At 71.8% G+C, this 16,708-nt stretch carries 16 protein-coding genes and 1 pseudogene; 8 read left to right on the forward strand and 9 right to left on the reverse strand.

Going from position 1 to position 16,708, the window contains the following annotated elements; all coding sequences use genetic code 11:
- Positions 1-309 precede the first annotated feature (309 nt).
- Together P1P70_RS25625 and P1P70_RS25630 are read left to right on the forward strand one after the other, a co-directional pair.
- The gene (locus P1P70_RS25625) at positions 310-3,675 is read left to right on the forward strand and encodes a S8 family serine peptidase (RefSeq protein WP_319241652.1); all 3,366 of its coding nucleotides are present in this window, start codon (positions 310-312) and stop codon (positions 3,673-3,675) included.
- Positions 3,676-3,833: 158 nt separating this feature from the next.
- Positions 3,834-5,384 (forward strand): fused MFS/spermidine synthase, encoded by a 1,551-nt coding sequence (locus tag P1P70_RS25630; RefSeq protein ID WP_319241654.1) that lies wholly within the window; start codon positions 3,834-3,836, stop codon positions 5,382-5,384.
- A gap of 121 nt (positions 5,385-5,505) precedes the next feature.
- On the opposite strand, the gene P1P70_RS25635 is transcribed toward P1P70_RS25630, so the two are convergent.
- Entirely contained in the window at positions 5,506-6,042 is a 537-nt protein-coding gene (locus P1P70_RS25635; RefSeq protein ID WP_319241656.1) for a DUF2087 domain-containing protein, read from the reverse strand.
- Between the two features lie 201 nt (positions 6,043-6,243).
- Entirely contained in the window at positions 6,244-7,683 is a 1,440-nt protein-coding gene (locus tag P1P70_RS25640; protein ID WP_319241658.1) for an amidase, read from the reverse strand.
- 131 nt (positions 7,684-7,814) lie between these two features.
- Between P1P70_RS25640 and P1P70_RS25645 the strand changes: the two genes are divergently transcribed.
- Entirely contained in the window at positions 7,815-8,435 is a 621-nt protein-coding gene (locus P1P70_RS25645; protein WP_319241660.1) for a TetR/AcrR family transcriptional regulator, read from the forward strand.
- Positions 8,436-8,481: 46 nt separating this feature from the next.
- Positions 8,482-8,892 (forward strand): hypothetical protein, encoded by a 411-nt coding sequence (locus tag P1P70_RS25650; RefSeq protein WP_319241662.1) that lies wholly within the window; start codon positions 8,482-8,484, stop codon positions 8,890-8,892.
- 52 nt (positions 8,893-8,944) lie between these two features.
- Here the strand turns inward: P1P70_RS25650 and P1P70_RS25655 are convergent, their stop codons facing one another.
- A complete protein-coding gene (locus P1P70_RS25655) occupies positions 8,945-9,481 on the reverse strand; it encodes a DUF4232 domain-containing protein (protein WP_319241664.1) in 537 nt (178 codons plus the stop codon).
- 339 nt (positions 9,482-9,820) lie between these two features.
- Here P1P70_RS25655 and P1P70_RS25660 point away from each other — a divergent pair, with 339 nt between their 5' ends.
- Both P1P70_RS25660 and P1P70_RS25665 read left to right on the forward strand, forming a co-directional pair.
- Positions 9,821-9,985 (forward strand): hypothetical protein, encoded by a 165-nt coding sequence (locus tag P1P70_RS25660; RefSeq protein ID WP_319241666.1) that lies wholly within the window; start codon positions 9,821-9,823, stop codon positions 9,983-9,985.
- Between the two features lie 336 nt (positions 9,986-10,321).
- Positions 10,322-10,636, forward strand: coding sequence for a hypothetical protein (locus P1P70_RS25665; RefSeq protein WP_319241668.1), 315 nt, complete (start codon positions 10,322-10,324; stop codon positions 10,634-10,636).
- A 191-nt stretch (positions 10,637-10,827) separates the two neighbouring features.
- Here the strand turns inward: P1P70_RS25665 and P1P70_RS25670 are convergent, their stop codons facing one another.
- The 3 genes from P1P70_RS25670 to P1P70_RS25680 all read right to left on the reverse strand — a co-directional run bounded on the left by P1P70_RS25670 (position 10,828) and on the right by P1P70_RS25680 (position 12,993).
- Entirely contained in the window at positions 10,828-11,223 is a 396-nt protein-coding gene (locus P1P70_RS25670; protein WP_319241670.1) for a hypothetical protein, read from the reverse strand.
- A 169-nt stretch (positions 11,224-11,392) separates the two neighbouring features.
- The gene (locus P1P70_RS25675) at positions 11,393-12,001 is read right to left on the reverse strand and encodes a DJ-1/PfpI family protein (RefSeq protein ID WP_319241672.1); all 609 of its coding nucleotides are present in this window, start codon (positions 11,999-12,001) and stop codon (positions 11,393-11,395) included.
- The gene (locus tag P1P70_RS25680; protein WP_319241674.1) at positions 11,998-12,993 is read right to left on the reverse strand and encodes a GlxA family transcriptional regulator; all 996 of its coding nucleotides are present in this window, start codon (positions 12,991-12,993) and stop codon (positions 11,998-12,000) included. Before P1P70_RS25680 ends, P1P70_RS25675 begins: the two co-directional genes overlap by 4 nt.
- A 187-nt stretch (positions 12,994-13,180) precedes the next feature.
- On the opposite strand from P1P70_RS25680, the gene P1P70_RS45865 reads away from it, so the two are divergent.
- A complete protein-coding gene (locus P1P70_RS45865) occupies positions 13,181-13,813 on the forward strand; it encodes an FAD-dependent monooxygenase (protein ID WP_413471545.1) in 633 nt (210 codons plus the stop codon).
- Between the two features lie 189 nt (positions 13,814-14,002).
- Positions 14,003-14,734: a hypothetical protein gene (locus P1P70_RS25695; protein ID WP_319241676.1), complete on the forward strand. Its 732-nt coding sequence runs from the start codon at positions 14,003-14,005 to the stop codon at positions 14,732-14,734.
- Here P1P70_RS25695 and P1P70_RS25700 read toward each other — a convergent pair.
- The 3 genes and pseudogenes from P1P70_RS25700 to P1P70_RS25710 form a co-directional block, all read right to left on the reverse strand.
- A pseudogene (locus tag P1P70_RS25700) lies at positions 14,731-15,096 on the reverse strand (NADAR family protein); the annotation flags it as partial. The gene P1P70_RS25695 and the pseudogene P1P70_RS25700 sit on opposite strands and share 4 nt — an antisense overlap.
- A 331-nt stretch (positions 15,097-15,427) precedes the next feature.
- Positions 15,428-15,847, reverse strand: a complete 420-nt coding sequence (locus P1P70_RS25705) for a nuclear transport factor 2 family protein (protein ID WP_319241678.1) — start codon at positions 15,845-15,847, stop codon at positions 15,428-15,430.
- Positions 15,848-15,852: 5 nt separating this feature from the next.
- Entirely contained in the window at positions 15,853-16,659 is an 807-nt protein-coding gene (locus tag P1P70_RS25710; RefSeq protein ID WP_319241680.1) for an MBL fold metallo-hydrolase, read from the reverse strand.
- Positions 16,660-16,708: the final 49 nt, after the last annotated feature.

The raw sequence follows: 16,708 nt of genomic DNA on the forward strand, positions 1-16,708 counted from the left end.
ACGCTTGGGCGGGCCTGAGCCGCGTATGACCCGGGCCCGCAGGTGCAAGATGCCTGTGGGCCCGGGTTTTTTGGGGTGCGTCGTCGGGTGCGGCTCCGGTGGGGCTTCTCGCGCGTTCCCCGCGCCCCTGAAGCAGGGGCTGCGCCCCGTGCTTTTCAGGCGCTCCCTCACCCGGCACATGCCAATCACTCACCACCACCTCAGGAAGAGAACACTCCTTTGCCGAACCCACGGAACACGCGGACCCCGCACAGATCGCGAGGGCGCCGCCGCCGACCCGTCACGTACGGCGCGGCCGCACTGCTCGCGGTGGCCGGACTCACCGCCACCGCCGTCCCCTCCAGCGCCGCCCCACCGGAGACGGCGGCCTCCACCCCCGCTCCGGCGGCCGGCCTCGGCGCCGCCACCCGCGTCACCCTGATCACCGGCGACACCGTCAGCGTCGTCGGCGGCACCCGGGTGACCGCCGTGGACCGGCGCGAGGGGCGGTCGAGGACCACGTACTCGGTGCGGAGCCTCGGCGGGCACACGTACGTCGTCCCCGACGACGCCGCCCCGCTGGTGGCGAGCGGCCGGCTGGACCGGCGGCTGTTCGACGTGACCCAGCTGGTGGCCGACGGCTACGACGACGGCCACCGCCGCACCCTGCCGCTGATCGTCTCCTACGAGGGCTCCACCGAGTCGGCGGAAGGCGCCAGGCGGTCGCTGCTGTCGGCGGACGTCGAGGTCGAGCGCCGGCTGCCCGCCGTCGACGGCGAGTCGCTGACCGCCGAGAAGGCGGACGCGCCCGACGTGTGGAAGGCGCTGACCCGGCCCGCCGAGGGCGCCGTCACCACCGAGCGCGGCATCGACCGCGTCTGGCTGGACGGCAGGGTCGAGGCCACGCCGTCGCGGGACGAGAACCCGGACCCGGCCCAGGGCACCGCGCAGATCCACGCCCCCGAGGCCTGGAAGGCCGGGTACGACGGCAAGGGCGTCAAGGTCGCCGTCCTCGACAGCGGGATCGACGTCACGCACCCCGATGTGAAGGGCGCCGTCGTCGGGTCGAAGGACTTCACCGGGTCACGTTCCACCGACGACAGGGCCGGCCACGGCACGCACGTCGCCTCCACCGTCGTCGGCTCCGGCGTGCGCAGCGGTGGAAAGTACAAGGGGGTCGCGCCCGGTGCGAAGCTGCTGGTCGGACGGGTGCTGGACGACCGGGGCCGCGGGCAGGACTCGTGGCTCATCGCCGGGATGCAGTGGGCCGCCGGGCAGGGCGCCCAGGTGATCAGCATGAGCCTCGGCGGCACGGACACCCCGGGGGTCGACCCGATGGAGAAGGCAGTGGGCGACCTGTCGGCCTCCTCCGGCGCCCTGTTCGTGATCGCCGCGGGCAACGAGGGCCCGCAGCCCGGGACCGTCAACACGCCCGGAGCCGCCTCCGCCGCGCTCACCGTGGCCGCCGTCGACTCCGAGGACGGGCTCGCCGACTTCTCCAGCGTCGGCCCCGACGCGAGCGGTGAGCTGAAGCCCGACATCTCCGCCCCCGGCGTGGACATCGTCGGCGCGAAGGCGGCCCACGGCACCCAGGGCGACCCCGCCGCCCCGGGCTACGTCCGCATGAGCGGTACGTCGATGGCGACCCCGCACGTCGCCGGCGCCGCCGCGATCCTCGCCCAGGCACACCCCGACTGGTCGGGACAGCGCCTCAAGGCCGCGCTGATGGGCTCGACGGTCCCGCTGCACGGCTCCTCCTCCCCGTACGCGCAGGGCACGGGGCGGGTCGACGTGGCCCGCGCCCTGCGCCAGACGGTGATGGCCGAGACGCCGTCGCTCTCGTTCGGCCTGCAGCGGTGGCCGCACACCGACGACGAGCCGATCGGCCGGACCCTCACCTATCGCAACACCGGCTCCACGCCGGTCACGCTGGACCTGTCCGCCGCGGCCGGCGCCCCGGACGGCATGTTCACCGTGGCGCCGGACCGGCTGACCGTCCCGGCCGGGGGCACCGCCTCCGCCACGGTCACCGCCGACACCCGCGTGGGCACCGCGGACGGCGCCTTCGGCGGCACGATCACGGCGACGGCGGCGACCGGCGAGAGCGTCCGTACGACCGTCGGCGCCGTGCGCGAGGTGGAGTCGTACGACCTGACGCTCAAAGGCATCGGGCGCGACGGCAGGGCCACGGCCCCGCACCGCCTGAGCGTCGTCGGCCTGGACACCGGCACGTCGTGGTCCTTCGCCGACGACGGCACCGCCCCGACCTCCACGAGCACGACGCGGGTCCGCGTCCCCAAAGGCCGCTACCTGATATCCGCCCAGCTGACGAACGGCACACCGGACTCCCCGCAGCTGACCCAACTCGTCGCGCCCGGCCTGAAGGTGGACAGGGCCATGACGCTGCCCCTGGACGCCCGCACCGGCAAGCTCCTCAAGATCACCGCCCCTGACGCCCGGGCCCGCCTCACCGGCGGCTCGCTCCTCTTCGGCGCACGGGGGGCCGAACGCGCCTACGACTACGCCGAGTACGTGGGGCTGGGCGACAACTCCGAGTACCGCCGCGTCCACCTCGGCCAGGTCGGGCCGGCCGTCCCGGCCGGGGACTTCGAGGCCCAGGTCGGCGGCATCTGGCAGCGCGGCACCACCGGCGACCTGTACGACCTGGCCGTCACCCGCAAGGGCACCTTCTTCACCGGCCTGAACCGCACCTTCACCCAGCGCGGTCTGGCGAAGGTCGTCACCTCGATCGGCTCCAACGCCAAGGGCAGCATCGCGACCCCGTCGGCCTCCTGGCGGACGATGGGCCTGTCCGCCCTCGCCGACGTCAACTTCGACAACAGGGGGGAATTTTGGCCGGTGCCCGCCGCGTCGGTCGTCCACCACGTGTCCACCGAAGGCGGGCTGCGCTGGGACCTGGGCGCGGTCCTCGTCACGGACGACAACCCGTTCCTGAGCGTGTTCGAGACTCCCGTGCCCCGCCGTTACGAGCCCGGCCGCACCTATCGGGACACGTTCAACACCGGCGTCTTCGGCCCCGTCACCAGCGACTCCCTCACCGTGGGCGGCCCCGGTGCCGTACGCGCGGGCACCGCCTACGCGGTGTGCCTCCCGCTGCTCTCCGACGGAGCGGGCCACGCCAACTACACCGACGCGAAGACGCGTCTGCGCCTCACCTCCGGCTCCACGACCGTCATCGACACGCGGATGGCCCCCTGCGGGTTCCCGCTCGACGGGCTGCTGCCGCGCAAGGCCGACTACCGCCTCAGCATCGACACCTCCCGCCCCGCCGGTTCCGTGACCGTCGGAGCCCGGGTCTCGGCGGTGTGGACCTTCAGTTCGGCCCCCACCGTCGGCGACAAGATCGAGCGCCTCCCCCTCTCCGTGGTCCGCTTCTCCCCGAAGCTGTCCCTCACCAGCACGGCGAAGGCGGGCACCCGGCTCACCGTACCGATCGGCATCCAGGGTCCGGCGGCGCGCAAGGGCGCGGTCAAGTCCCTGACGGTGCGGGTGTCGTACGACGGCGGGCGCACCTGGAAGCCCACCACCGTGCGCACCGACGCGCACGGCAAGCGATCGCTGGCCCTCACGCACCCGGCCCGCCCCACCACGGTCGGCCTCAAGGCCACCCTCGTCGACCGCGACGGCAACACGGTCACCGAGACCATGCCCACCGCGTACCGGACCGTCAGGTGACCTGACCCGCACGCGCATAGCTCCACGACGCAGCGGGAGTGGCCGTCGTGGTCCACGGGTTTTCCCCGGGGCGGACCACGACGGCCGGTCCCGGTCACGGCAGTGGGGGGGGTGCGGGCGCCTACCGGTCACGGCGCCCTGACACGTCGCGTGCGAGGATGTCGGCCGTGACCGCATCGTCGTCCGCACCCGGACCCGGCGTCGAGGAAGGTGCTCGCGACCGGGGACCGGGTTCCCGCGCCGCCGCCGTGCTCGTGTTCGGGTCATCGGCCGCGGTCCTGGTGGTCGAGATCGTCGCGCTGCGGCTGTTGGCGCCCTACCTCGGTCTCACCCTGGAGACCAGCACCCTGGTGATCGGCATCGCCCTCACGGCGATCGCCGTCGGCTCCTGGCTGGGCGGGCTTCTCGCCGACCAGGTGGATCCGCGTCGGCTCATCGGCCCCTCGCTCGGGGTGTCGGGAGCGGTCGTGGCGCTCACCCCCGCCGTGCTGCGTACGACTGCGGAGTGGGCACCGGCGATGCTGCTGCTGATCGCGTCGCTGACGATCCTCGTGCCGGGCGCGCTGCTCTCCGCGGTGACGCCGATCGTGACGAAGCTGCGTCTGACCAGCCTCGCCGAGACCGGGACGGTCGTCGGCCGGCTGTCCGGCGTCGGGACCGTCGGCGCCATCGTCGGCACCGTCCTCACCGGCTTCGTCCTCGTCTCGCGGTTGCCGGTCAGCGGCATCCTGATCGGCCTCGGGACCCTCCTGGTGGTCGGCTCGGCGGTGGTCGAGTGGCGGACACGGCGGTGGAGGGGCACCCCCGCCCTGACCCTCGTGGTCGTCGCCGGAGGCCTCGGCACCGCGGTCGCGCCCGGCGGCTGCGACGCGGAGACCAGGTACCACTGCGCCCGGGTCGTCGCGGACCCCGACCGGGACAGCGGCCGCACACTCGTGCTGGACGGCCTGCGGCACTCCTACGTCGACGTCGACGATCCGACCTTCCTGGAGTTCGCGTACGTACGCGCCATCGCGTCGGCCGTCGACACCGCCTTCCCCGAAGGTGAGCCGCTGGCCGCCCACCATCTGGGCGGGGGCGGACTCACCCTTCCCCGCTACCTCGCCGCCACGCGGCCCGGGACGCGCAGCCTCGTGTCCGAGATCGACAGCGGGGTCGTACGCATCGACCGTGAGCGGCTCGGTCTGCGACCGGGGGCCGGGATCGACGTACGCGTCGAGGACGGAAGGCTCGGTCTGCGGCAACTGGCCGCCGACAGCCGGGATCTCGTCGTCGGGGACGCCTTCGGGGGCGTCAGCGTGCCGTGGCACCTCACGACGGCGGAAGCGATGGCCGACGTACGGCGGGTGCTCGCCCCGGACGGCCTGTACGTCGCCAACCTCATCGACCACGGCGGGATGGACTTCGCGCGTGCCGAAGTGGCCACCCTCGACGGGACCTTCGAGCACGTCGCCGTCGCCGGCGAGCCCGCGGACATCGGCCTCGACGCGACCGCCACCTCCGACGGCGGCAACCTGGTGGTCCTCGCCTCCGACCGCCCTCTCGACCTGCGCGCGACCCAGAAGGCGCTGGACGCCCGCCGAACCGGCTGGCAGACGACCACCGGCGACGACCTCACCTCCTGGATCGACGGCGCCCGGCCCCTCACCGACGACTACGCCCCCGTGGACCAACTCCTCCAGCCGTCCAGCACGCGGCGCGGTGACTGACTCGACGACTGACGCGACGACTGACCCTGCGCCGCCGGGGGTGCGTCGTCGGGTCGTGCGTCGTCGGGGCCGTCGCGCTGTTGGTCGTCGGCGTCGCAGGCACACACACGCGCGCCGTCCGTCAGACGCGCTCGTAGGTGGTGCCGGACTCGTTCCTGCGCAGCAGACCCTCGTCCACCAGGGCACGGCGCAGGCTCACCCAGTCGTCGAACCATTCGCCGCAGATCGCGTTGACCTTGGCCTCGGAGTACGTCACACCGGGCTCGAACGAGTCCTTCACCACGGCCAGAACGCGGCCGCGCACCTCCGCCCTGCCCGGAACGGACGTGAGCCGGCCGCGGCGGAAGTAGGAGCCCGCGCCGTCTCCACCGCCCCGCCCGGAGACCCTGACCTCGGCCTGGACGGCCAGCCGGAACGTGTCGTCGAGCAGCGTGTACGTGCGCTTCTCGCTGTCGAAGGCGGCGATCCGGCCCTCCGTCAGCTTCTGCAACGCGGCGGCGGCGGCCGGTGGGCGGAGCTTGGCCAGTTCGGCGACCTCGGCCACGGATGTGGCGCCGAGGGCGAGGGCGGCGTAGGCGGCGCGCCGGTCGGTCTGGGCGAGGAGTCCGACCAGATCGCGGCAGGAGGGCGGATGGTCCTCGGTGGGGGCCGTGGTCATGGTGTTGTCCGTTCCGGTTGTAGTTCCGGTTGCTGTTCCGGTCGTTGACCCGGTCGTTGACCCGGTCGTCGATCCGGTCGTTGACCCGGTGGTCGTTCTGGTGGTCGTTCCGGGCACGATCGTCGTGGGTGCCTCGGTGCCTCTACTCGTATCGCGATCCCAGGCTGCCGTGGCCGGCGATTTACGGTGACCGAGTTGTTTTCAGCCAGCTCGGTCCGCCCGGCCTCCCCCGCGCGGGTCGACCGGTGTGAGCACCCCGAGGCGGTCCTCGATCGCCTGGGCCGCCTCCAGGCACATGTCCTCCCGGAACGCGCGCCCGACGAGCTGCACTCCCACGGGGAGCCCGTCCACCACCCCCGTCGGTACGGCCACACCGGGCACACCCACGAGGCTCGTCACACTGCACAGGCGCATCCCCGCCGCGACCCGGTCCCGGCCGGCCCTGTCGCGTGACTCCAGTCCCGGCTCGACCGGCGGCTCGGTGAACGACGGGCCGAGCAACAGCGGGTACCTGTCGAGGAATTCGGCCCACGAGCGGCGCACGCTCATCCAGGTGCCCATCAGCTTCATGAACTCGTCCGCGGTCGCGGGCGGGGTCCGTTCCATCGCCATCGCGATGTAGCGGTCCCCGCCCTCGCCGAGCAGTCGGCGTACCACCGGCCAGGTCGGGGCGAACTCGGTCACGGTGATCCGGCCGTACGCTTCGAGAGCCTCGTCCGTCCGCGGTACGTCCCGCACCTCGCGCACGTCGTACCCGGCGTCGCGGAGCGCGTCGGCCGCGGTCTCGATGGCTCCGCGCACCGCGGGGTGGACGCCGTGTCCGCCGGGGTCCGCCACGACCGCGACCTTCACCGGGCCGGGAAGCGCCTCGCCGTACGCGGGTACCGGTACGGCCCGGGGGTCTCGTGGATCGGTCCCGGCCAGCACCTCGTAGGCGAGCCGCAGATCGCCCACGGTACGGGCCAACGGGCCGTCGGTGACCAGGAACTGGGACGCCGGGCCCGGGTCGTCCGGACCGAGGACGCGGTGGTCGGCCGGAAAACGGCCCGTGGACGGCTTCAGCCCGGCCACGCCGCAGAACTGGGCCGGGACACGAACCGATCCCCCGGAGTCGTTGCCGAGCCCGAGCGCCGCCATGCCCGTGGCGACGGCCACCGCGTCGCCCCCGCTGGAGCCGCCCGGGGTCCGGCTGCTGTCCCACGGGTTGACCGTGTCGCCGAACAGTTCGCTGCGTGTGTGCATCCCCGCCAGGATCAGGGTGGGGATGTTGCTGTGTCCGATGGGGACGGCCCCGGCCGCGCGGAGCCGCGCCACCGGAGGCGCGTCGGCCGGCGCCACCAGATCGCGGAAGCGCTCCGTGCCGAACGTGGTCGGCACGCCTTCGACGGCGGTGCTCTCCTTCACAGTGAACGGAACACCCGCGAGCGGCCCCAGCGCTTCACCGGCGGCCCGTCGGCGGTCCGTCCGTGTCGCGGCCTCGCGTGCGCGCTCCGCCAAGAGCTGCGTGACGGCGTTCACTTGGCCGTTGACCTCGGCGATGCGGTCGAGGTGACTGTCGACCAGTTCGCGCGCCGAGACATGTCCGCCGCGCACGGCCGCCGCCTGGGCAGCGGCCGGCATCTTCCACAGGGCGTCCCGCATGGTGTTCTCATCCTCCCCACGTTCCGATGCGACCGCATCGGAACCGCAACCGTATCCTTGTACCGATGCGAGCGCATCGAAATAAGGGGCGGTGCGCGGCAGAGGGCCGCGGAACAGGGAGGCGAACGGGCATGCCCAGGCAGGTGGATCACGTGGGCCGACGCCGCCTCATCGCCGAGGCCGTCTGCCGACTCGCCGACGAACGCGGCCTCGAGGGCGTGACCCTTCGCGATGTCGCCACTCGCGCGCAGGTGTCCATGGGTGCCGTTCAGCGTTGTTTCCGCACCAAGGAAGAGATGCTCGTGTTCGCTCTGGAACACGTGGGCGAGCGGATCAGCGAGCGCGTACGGGCCCGCCTCGTCAGAAGCCCGGCCCAGTCGGCCGGCACCGCCCTCGGCCATGCGGTCACCGAGGTCTCACTGCTCGGGGAAGAGCACCGCGCCGAGGCACGGGTCTGGCTCGCCTTCGTCGCGCAGGCGGCCGTCAGCGAGGCGCTCGCGGGCGCGCTGCGGTCGAACTACGCGGCCCTGCACGAGGCGTTCACGCGCCTCGTCTCGGAGGCCGGCGAGGGCACCGACCGTGCCGTGCCCCTCGATCCGCGACGCGAGGCCCGCGCCCTCCTCGCCCTGGCGGACGGCCTCACCACGCACGTCCTCGTCGGCCACCTCACCCCGCAGGAGGCGCAGGACGTCCTCCACACGCACCTGACCGGCCTCTGGGAGCAACCGGGCCCGACCTCCTCGCGTCCATGAGAACCGGGCCATCCGAAGTACCCGACCACCAACCGGGGGGAACACTGTGCAACGGCACGTCGCGGGCCTGGAGAGCGAGCTTCCTCTCCGGATCGAACGGCCCTTTGTGCTCTGGTCCTACGAGGTGTCCCATCGCCGGCTCGTGCTGCGGGCGCGACCGGCGGGCGGGGCGGCGGACGGAACGGCCGGCGAGGCGGTGGAGGTCGAGTTCCTCAACGTGCTGGGCATGAAACTGAAGTCCCAGTACTCCGCACTCCTGATCTCCCCCGCGCCCGCCCCCGACACGGCGGCCGCCGTCGGCATCGACGCGTTCATACCCGTCCCGGACCGGCATCGGTCCACAATCACCACGCTGCTCGTGTCGGACGGGTCGGACGGGTCGGACGGGTCGGACGGGTCGGACGGGTCGGACGACGGATTCGTCGTCTGCGGCTCGCTCCGCGTCCGCGAGAGCTGACGGGACGGCCTCGTTCACAGAGGCCGTCCCCGTGGCTCTGACTCTGCCCTGCCTACAGCCCGATCGGGTTGAGGTACGTCGCCGGGCGCGTGGCGGCGTCCTGCTTGAGGATCTGGCCGCCGAACGGCCACGTCAGGGTGAAGTGCTCCGTCTCGTTCGGCGGGGTGACCAGGAACTTCGACGGAACGAACTTCTCCGCCTGGGGCGTGGACGCGGCCACCGGGAGCAGGGTGATGCTGAAGTCCACCGTGTCCCCCTTCTCCAGGGTCATCTTCGGGGGCTTCTGGGAGGAGCGCGCCAACGACCAGGTGCCGTCGGTCTTCTGCGCGCCGACCATGTCGACCCCCGCGAAGCCGGACAGCGTGCAGGTGCGCTCACTCCGGTTGGTGAACCAGATGTGCGCCTGGGTCTGCTTCTCGGTCTGCTTCATCTCCGGCTTCGCGCTGTCCCCCAGGGCGAAGCCGGCCTTCAGGTCGGCGGTGTGGCAGCGGGTCGGCGCGGCCGGGGCGGCGGAGGCCGGTACGGCGGCAGCGGCGGTGCCGGCGACGACGATCGCCGCCAGGGCCACGGCGGTCAGCTTGCTCTTCATGAAGTGTCTGATTCCCCTCGCATACGAATGGGCGCACGAGGTCGGGTGCGCGCCTGCCCCCCTGTAGATGCGCACTGCACGGAGAAGGTTCGGTGGGTCGAGGAATCCTTGTCGGACAGTCGGGGAAGGTGCCCTTTCCGCCCCCGGAGTTGCCCCAAAGGGCAGGGCGGAAGAACCCGCTTCGGCGACCAACCCCTTTCACCGCCGACCCGTTTCAACAGTCGAAGGATCCGCGATCTGTCGACTTCCGGAAGGTGAATAATTTCCATGGCCGCGACGACCACCCTGGCACTGACGGCTCCCTGACCGCCCTCACCGCGACGAACGCGTTCGCGATCAATGCCCGGCAACTCCTGGATCACCCGGATCTCGACCGGGAACAACCGCGTCCAGTGGTTCGGGGACGCGGCGTGGCAGCCCGCCAATGGAATCAACAAGTGGAACGTCATGACCTGGCCGAATCACCCCGGCGGGGTGAGGGCGTCCTGGATCAAGATTCTCTGAGACGACAGCATTGCCCACGAGGTCGGACCCGGGCAGGACCAGAAAGCCCGGGGCTGGACCACAATTCTGACGGGCGGGGAATTCCAGGGGACGCATCGTCAAGCGGGCGGCTCTGGCGGCCGATCATCTCGACTGGCACATCAGCCAGGTCTCCCACGGCGCACCGCACAGCACTGAGCCTCCGACTTGAAGTCGCAGCTCAAAGGGCTGGTGTGATCGGCTCTCGGGGTGCTCACGGTGGTCGTGGGCGGCTGTCCACGGACGAGATCGTCTGGCGGAGCGGTCGGTTCGCCGGTTCCTGCTCGCTGAGGCTGTCGGCCTTCTACGATCCTGTGCTTGTTGGAGCCCGAGCTGCTGGAACGGATCACCGCGCGGCGTGCGGAACTGGACGAACTCGAAGAACAGCTGGTCAAGCAGCTGGCGGAGGTGCGGGCTGAGCGGGACGAACTCGCTGTCGCCGAACGGGTCCTTGAGCGGGTGAGCGAGCAGCTCGCCGCCGAGCGTGCCTCGGCCGAGCCGATGCCCGGGCAGGTGGGCGGACGGACGGTGATGCTGATCCCGCACACCAGCCCGGCGTGGAGGAGATCGTGCTCCCCCCGGACTACCAACGCATGCTCGCCGCTGTGCGACAGGCCGCCGGACCGGTCATGACGCGGCAGGTCGGCTAAGCGAGCAAGTGCCCTCGGCGTGTTCCTTGGTTCTAGGCACGCAATTCCAACGGCCGCCGGAGGCGCCGTGGTTACGACCGCACCGCGTCACTCGGGGTGGCCACGGCAGTGTCCCTGGTCACAGGCGGGTGGTGAACCGGCCGTCGGGCAGTTTCCGCAGCCAGCCGCGGTCAGTCAGTCTGACCAGTTCCCGCGCAGTGGTTCCAGCTTGGCCCGCATGCTGACGTCCACACCCAGCATCTCGCCGACCTGCCGGGCCATGATGGGTCCGGCAGCCTGCCGCACGGCGGCAAGGATGCGCTGGTAGTCCGGCGGAAGCATCACCTCCTCCACGTCCGGCTCGCGGTGTGGGATCAGCATCACCGCTCGTCCACCCACGTGACCGGGCGTCGGCGCGGACGCAGCATGCTCCTCGGCCAGCTGCTCGCTGATCCGCTCCAGGACCTTCTCGGCGACAGCGAGCTCGTCGCGCTCGGCCCGCACCTCTGCCAACTGCTTGGCCAGCCGTTCTTCGAGTTCGTCCAGTTCCGCGCGCCGCGCGGTGATCCGTTCCAGCAGCTCGGGATCCATACACCGGATCGTAGAAGGCCGTCCGGCCACCTCAAGCAGGAACCGGCGAGTCAACCGCTGACGGAAGATCTATTCCGCGGGCTGGCACGCGCGGCTCCCGCGTTCCTCGCTGTGGGCGTGGCGCTCGGTGCGGTCGGCCGACGGCGCCGAGCGCGGCTGTCAGGATCGGTCAGCCGACGATGGGCTCGTCGGCGGGGTAGGGCGGCGCGGGCTCGTACTGAATGTACCGGCGCACCGCGCGGGCGTGCTCGCGCCCGTGCAACCGGCCCACCAGCCACAGGGCGCTGTCAATCCCGGCGGACACGCCCTGGCTGGTGATCAGGTTGCCGTCGACGACGTAGCGGGCGTCGCGGACGACGGTGACGTCACCGTGCGCCTCGAGCGCGTCCTCGTAGCTCCAGTGGGTGGCGACGCGCCGCCCGCGCGCGGGCCCGGCGGCGTGCATAAGCGCCGCGCCGGTGCACACGCTGCTGACCCAGGAGACCTGTGCCGCTGTCTTGGCGATCCAGCCGGTGACGACCGGGTTGTGCGGCTCTGTCTCCCGGGCCCCGGGTCCACCGGGGACCAGCAGCACATCGAGGCGCGGGTGGTCGCCGAATGTGTGGTCAGGCAGGACGCGCATGCCCTTGCTGCAGCGCACGGGCCCGGACTTTTCGGCAATCAGGATGGCGGTGTCCACACCGTCGCGCAGCATCGAGGACGAGGTGAACACCTCCCAGGGGCCGACGAAGTCCAGCTCCTCGGCATCGTTAAAGATCAGCAGTCCGTAGGTGGTCATGAATGCTCCTGTTCCTGTTGCAGTTCCGCATGGGCGGTGGTGGAGAACCGCGCCCGGTAATCGGAGGGCGCGATGCCCAGGTGACGGTGGAAGGTGCGGCGCAGCGTCTCGGCGGTGCCGAACCCGCAGTGCCGCGCAATGGCCTCGACCGGGTCGTCGCCCTCGGCGAGCGCGCGCTGGGCGGCCTCGACACGTACCCGCTCCACGTACGAGGCGGGCGGTGTGCCCAGTTCGGCGGTGAACCGGCGCTGCAGATGACGCGGGCTCAGCCGCGCGCTCTGCGCCAGGTCGGCGATTCCGTGCCGGGCGCCGGGGTCGGCGTGTATGGCCGACACCGCGGCACGGATCGGGTCAGTCGCGGGCTCTTTCGACCACAGCGTCACGCTGAACTGAGACTGACCGCCGGGCCTGCGCAGGAACATGACCAACTCGCGGGCGACGGCATGGACGACGTCCCGCCCCAGATCGTCCTCGACGAGCGCGAGGGCGAGATCCATTCCGGCGGTGACACCGGCCGACGTCCACACATGCCCGTCCCGGATGAAAATGGGCTCGCAGTCGACCTCAACACCCGGATGTTCCCGGATGAGTTGCTGTTCGCGGGCCCAGTGGGTGGTGACCCTGCGCCCGTCGAGAAGTCCGGCGGCGGCCAGCAGGAACACCCCGCTGCACACCGAGGTGACGCGGCGGGCACTCGCCCCGACGTCCCGGATCCACCCGGTCAGCCCCGCATCGAGGCGCGCCTGGTCGACTCCCTTGCCACCGGCCACAACCAGAGTGTCGACACCCTCGGGATCCACCTCGTCCACCCCGTACCCGGCGTGGACCGGAAGCCCACTCTCCGCCGGCACCGGCCCGGAACGAGGCGCCACCACCAGGTGGCGATAACCGCCGGCCAGCTGCCCGGCGTGCTGGAACACCTCGTGGGGGCCGACGAGGTCGAGAGGCTGAAACCCCTCGTAGATCACGAAAACAATGCTGCGCTCCTTCACGCCTCCAATCTCGGGGATCCGGCGTGATGGCGTCTACGACACACACCCCACAGATCGCGCCGAAAGGGGCTGCACCGCACCGCCCAACTGCCGTCGGACCGGCACGTCGGGGGTCACGGTTTCCGCTCTTCTCGTTCAGGTGATTTTCGTCAGGTAGGGAACTTCCAGCCACCTACTATCCCTTTTCGTGACAGATAGGAATATCCGGCGAGCAGCCGATGTGGTCGTCCTCGGTGCCGGGCCGGCCGGGCTCGTGCTCGGCAATCTCCTTCAGGACAGCGGGATCGACTGCGTCCTGCTGGAGCGTGCCGAGCGCGCGCACGTCCAGACGCGGGCGCGTGCCGGATTCCTGGCCGCCCACTCCGTACGGATCCTGGAGCGGCACGGGCTGGCCGAGGGGCTGCGTCGGGACGGACAGGCGCACAGCACCTGCGAGTTCCGTACGGAGGACGGCCGGTTCCGGCTGGACTACAGCGACCTCGGACGCGGTGAGCGGCACACCGTCTATCCCCAACAGCGGCTGGTCACCAACCTGTTGACGCGGTTTCTGGACAACGGAGGGCGGGTCGACTTCGCCACCGAGGCGGTCGGCGTTCTCAACGCCGACACGGACCGGCCGTCGGTGACCGTGCGCGAGGCGGACGGGGGGTCCGTCCGCTGGCGGGCGCGGTACGTCGCCGGGTGCGACGGCCGGCGCGCGCGGGTCTGGCGGCGGCCGGGTTCACCGAGGTCGAGATCACCCCGACCCACGCCGTCGCCGACGGCATGCACTCCGCCGTCGTCCGCGCCACCAAGCCGGCCGAAGGCGGCGGCTCGGTGAGCGCGTCGTCAGCGGCGGCCGACACGTGCTGCGGGGTGAACGCCTGCTGCACACCGGCCGAACGGTCCGCCTCCCCCACGACGACGGTGCCGAAGGCCAAGGCGGCGGGGCGCGGCTGCGGGAGCTGACGCTCCGCACCCGGGCACGCTCCAGCGGTCGTCGGGGGCGGGCATGTGGTGGAGTGGCGGCATGAGCGAGATCGAGACGATCACGGTGCCCGACCTGCTGCGGGGCTATCCCGGCGTGGCGTTCGGCGGGTACGTGGCGGGGGTGCTGGCCCGGCGGGCGGAGGCCGGGGCCGTGCGGGTGGACTTCCGGCGGCCGACGCCCGTCGAGGTGCCGGTGGGGCTCGCACGGACCGACGACGGCGGGGCCGTGCTGACCGGCGCGGACGGGGATCTCGCGGTGGCCGTGCCCGACGCGGAGGACCTCACGGCTCTCGGCGTACCAGACACCCCCTCCTGGGCGGAGGCGTCCACGGCGGCCGAGGCCTATCGCGCGGCGCCCCCGACGGGGTCCGTGGACTGCTTCGGATGCGGGCTCGACCGTACGCCCGACACCGGGCTCCGCCTGCACTGCGGAGGCGTCCCCGGACGGGACCTGGTGGCCACCGCGTGGACACCAGGTCCCGCGCTCGCGGACGCCGACGGGATGCTGCCGACGGAGCTCGTGTGGGGGGCGCTGGACTGCCCGGGAAACGCGGCGGGCCGACTGCTCGGGACCATGCGGGAGGGCGCGGTGACCGCCTCGCTCGCCGCCCGGCTGCTCCGGCCGGTGCCGGTCGCCTCACGGCTGGTGTCGTACGCGTGGGTCGTGGCGGAGGAAGGACGCAAGCACCGGGTGGGCGCCGCCCTGGCCACGGCCGAGGGGGACCTCTGCGGGATTTCCTCGGCCCTGTGGGTAACTCCTCGACGGGGCTAGGCGGTTCGCAGCTGGCCGCGGGTGCGCACCAGGATCCGCCCGAGCATGTTCTTGCCGTTCCCGGTCCTGCCCCGACCCCAGTAGTGATCGGTGGTGGTGTCCTCGACGATCTCCTCGTCACCGGTGGACAGCAGGATGTCGCGGATGTCGGCGTGCGCGCGGAACTTGGTCGCCACCGCACGGCGCATCACGTCGTCCTTGACCCGCTCCCAGTCCCGTCGCAGGGGCTTGGACACGTCGCGGCCCAACTCCGCCGCCCGCAACGGCGTGCGCGCACGCCGGACGAGATCCGCGTGGCGGGTGCCCTTGAACTTCTGCGCCTGGAAGTAGTGCTCCGAGGTCGGCCACCAGACCCCGTCGAGGTCGAAGCCGTGATCGGAGAAGTTCGAGAAGCAGCCGTAGGGGACCTCGTCGGCTCGCCATAGAAGTAGATCGTCACGGGAACCTCACCGATGTCGCGGAAACCCGCACCGTGTCAGGCACGCCCCGGGTCCCGCAACCGGATTCAGGATGGGCATGTCGCCTCGCCGGCCGGGCGCACTTCACCGCGCGCCACCGGCTGAGGGGCACGGCGGCGCGACGCGACGTACCCGGCCCGACGTGACGTCAGACCGGGTACGGAGGAAGCCGGGAGCCGGAACGGGCGCACCGGGAACCGGGTGCCGGAAACCGAGGGCGAGGTGCCGGAGGCGATCAGGTGGCCTGCATGGCCTCGCGGACGAGGGCCGTGTCGACGAACTGTTCGAAGCGGACGATGAGGCCGCCCCGGACGGTGAAGTGGTGGGCGACGCGGACGTGGATGTGCTTGCCCGTGGCCTTGTTCGTCGCGGTGTAGCGGGCGAGGACCACGACGTTCTCGCCGTCGACGACATAGGTGTCGTCGTGGGCGGTCCAGTCGTCCCAGTCCTGGCCGAGCTTCTCCATGACGTTGGAGGTGACCCCGTCGGGGGTGCGGTAGGTGCCGGCGAGGGGGAAGCCCGCCATCTCCGTCCACTCCACGTCGGGGGCGAGGGTGGCACGCAGAGCCGCCAGGTCACGCGTCGCAGAGGCGAGGTACTGGCGTCGTACGACGTCGGCGGGGGCGGTGGAGGTGGCGAAGTCGGTGGTGGTCATCCCCGTCAGCCCCACTTCATCTCGCCCTTGGCGACCTTCGCGCCGATCTGCGCGGCGATCTGCATCCCGTTGTCGGGGTAGCGCCGGACGAGGGCCTCGGTCAGCGACGCGCCGTCGGCCGCCTTGTCCAGTTCCTCCTCGAACGCGAGCAGGTACGCGCGCGTGGCGGCGATCGCGGAGGCGTCGGCCGGGGTGCCGGGCAGCCGGTGGCCGGGGACGACCAGCTCCGGCCGGAGCGCGGCCATCTCGTCCAGCAGGTCGATCCAGGCGGCGCGGTCACCGGGGGTGGGGGTGTCGGCGACCCAGACGTGCTCCTGCTGGAAGAGCAGGACGCCGCCGAGGAGGGCACGGGACTCGGCCTGCCAGAGGTAGTGGCGGTCGGCCAGCGCGGCCGGGCCCCCCTTGAGCTCGAAACGGTGCCCTTCCAGGGTGAGGTCCCCGGTGAGCGGTTCGAGGTCGACCAGGCGGGTGGGCAGGTTCGCGCCGAGGGCCGCCCAGGCCTTGAGCTTGCCCTCGTAGGAGTGGTGGATGTGGTCGATGACGAGCGGGGTGGCGACGAAGACCGCGTCGGGGAAGGCGTCGGCGATCACCTCGGCGCCGAAGTAGAAGTCGGGGTCGCCGTGGGAGACGAAGACGGTGGTCAGCTTCTTGCCCGAGTCGAGGATCTCGGCGGCCAGGCGGTGGCCGTCGGCGCGGGTGAAGGCGGCGTCCACGAGCAGGGCTTCGGTCTCGCCGGTGACGAGGGTGGCGGTCTTGTTCCTGCTGCCGGCCGGGAAGTCGAGGTCGAGGACCTTGTAGGACAGGGTGCTCATCGTTGGCTCCTTGACGTGGGGTGCGCGAGGGGGAGGTGAGGAACGGGGG

It is taken from the genome of Streptomyces sp. MB09-02B (assembly GCF_033794485.1).
Classification (GTDB): Bacteria; Actinomycetota; Actinomycetes; order Streptomycetales; family Streptomycetaceae; genus Streptomyces.

Bases quoted from the DNA above. Each gene is read 5' to 3' on its own strand.
- P1P70_RS25675 (WP_319241672.1), bottom strand. From the start codon at position 12,001: ATGACCACCTACGGACTGCTGATCTTTAACGATGCCGAGGAGCTGGAC.
- P1P70_RS25670 (WP_319241670.1), bottom strand. From the start codon at position 11,223: ATGGATCCCGAGCTGCTGGAACGGATCACCGCGCGGCGCGCGGAACTG.
- P1P70_RS25710 (WP_319241680.1), bottom strand. From the start codon at position 16,659: ATGAGCACCCTGTCCTACAAGGTCCTCGACCTCGACTTCCCGGCCGGC.
- P1P70_RS25705 (WP_319241678.1), bottom strand. From the start codon at position 15,847: ATGACCACCACCGACTTCGCCACCTCCACCGCCCCCGCCGACGTCGTA.
- P1P70_RS25695 (WP_319241676.1), top strand. From the start codon at position 14,003: ATGAGCGAGATCGAGACGATCACGGTGCCCGACCTGCTGCGGGGCTAT.
- P1P70_RS25655 (WP_319241664.1), bottom strand. From the start codon at position 9,481: ATGAAGAGCAAGCTGACCGCCGTGGCCCTGGCGGCGATCGTCGTCGCC.
- P1P70_RS25630 (WP_319241654.1), top strand. From the start codon at position 3,834: ATGTCGGCCGTGACCGCATCGTCGTCCGCACCCGGACCCGGCGTCGAG.
- P1P70_RS25660 (WP_319241666.1), top strand. From the start codon at position 9,821: ATGCCCGGCAACTCCTGGATCACCCGGATCTCGACCGGGAACAACCGC.
- P1P70_RS25640 (WP_319241658.1), bottom strand. From the start codon at position 7,683: ATGCGGGACGCCCTGTGGAAGATGCCGGCCGCTGCCCAGGCGGCGGCC.
- P1P70_RS25635 (WP_319241656.1), bottom strand. From the start codon at position 6,042: ATGACCACGGCCCCCACCGAGGACCATCCGCCCTCCTGCCGCGATCTG.
- P1P70_RS25645 (WP_319241660.1), top strand. From the start codon at position 7,815: ATGCCCAGGCAGGTGGATCACGTGGGCCGACGCCGCCTCATCGCCGAG.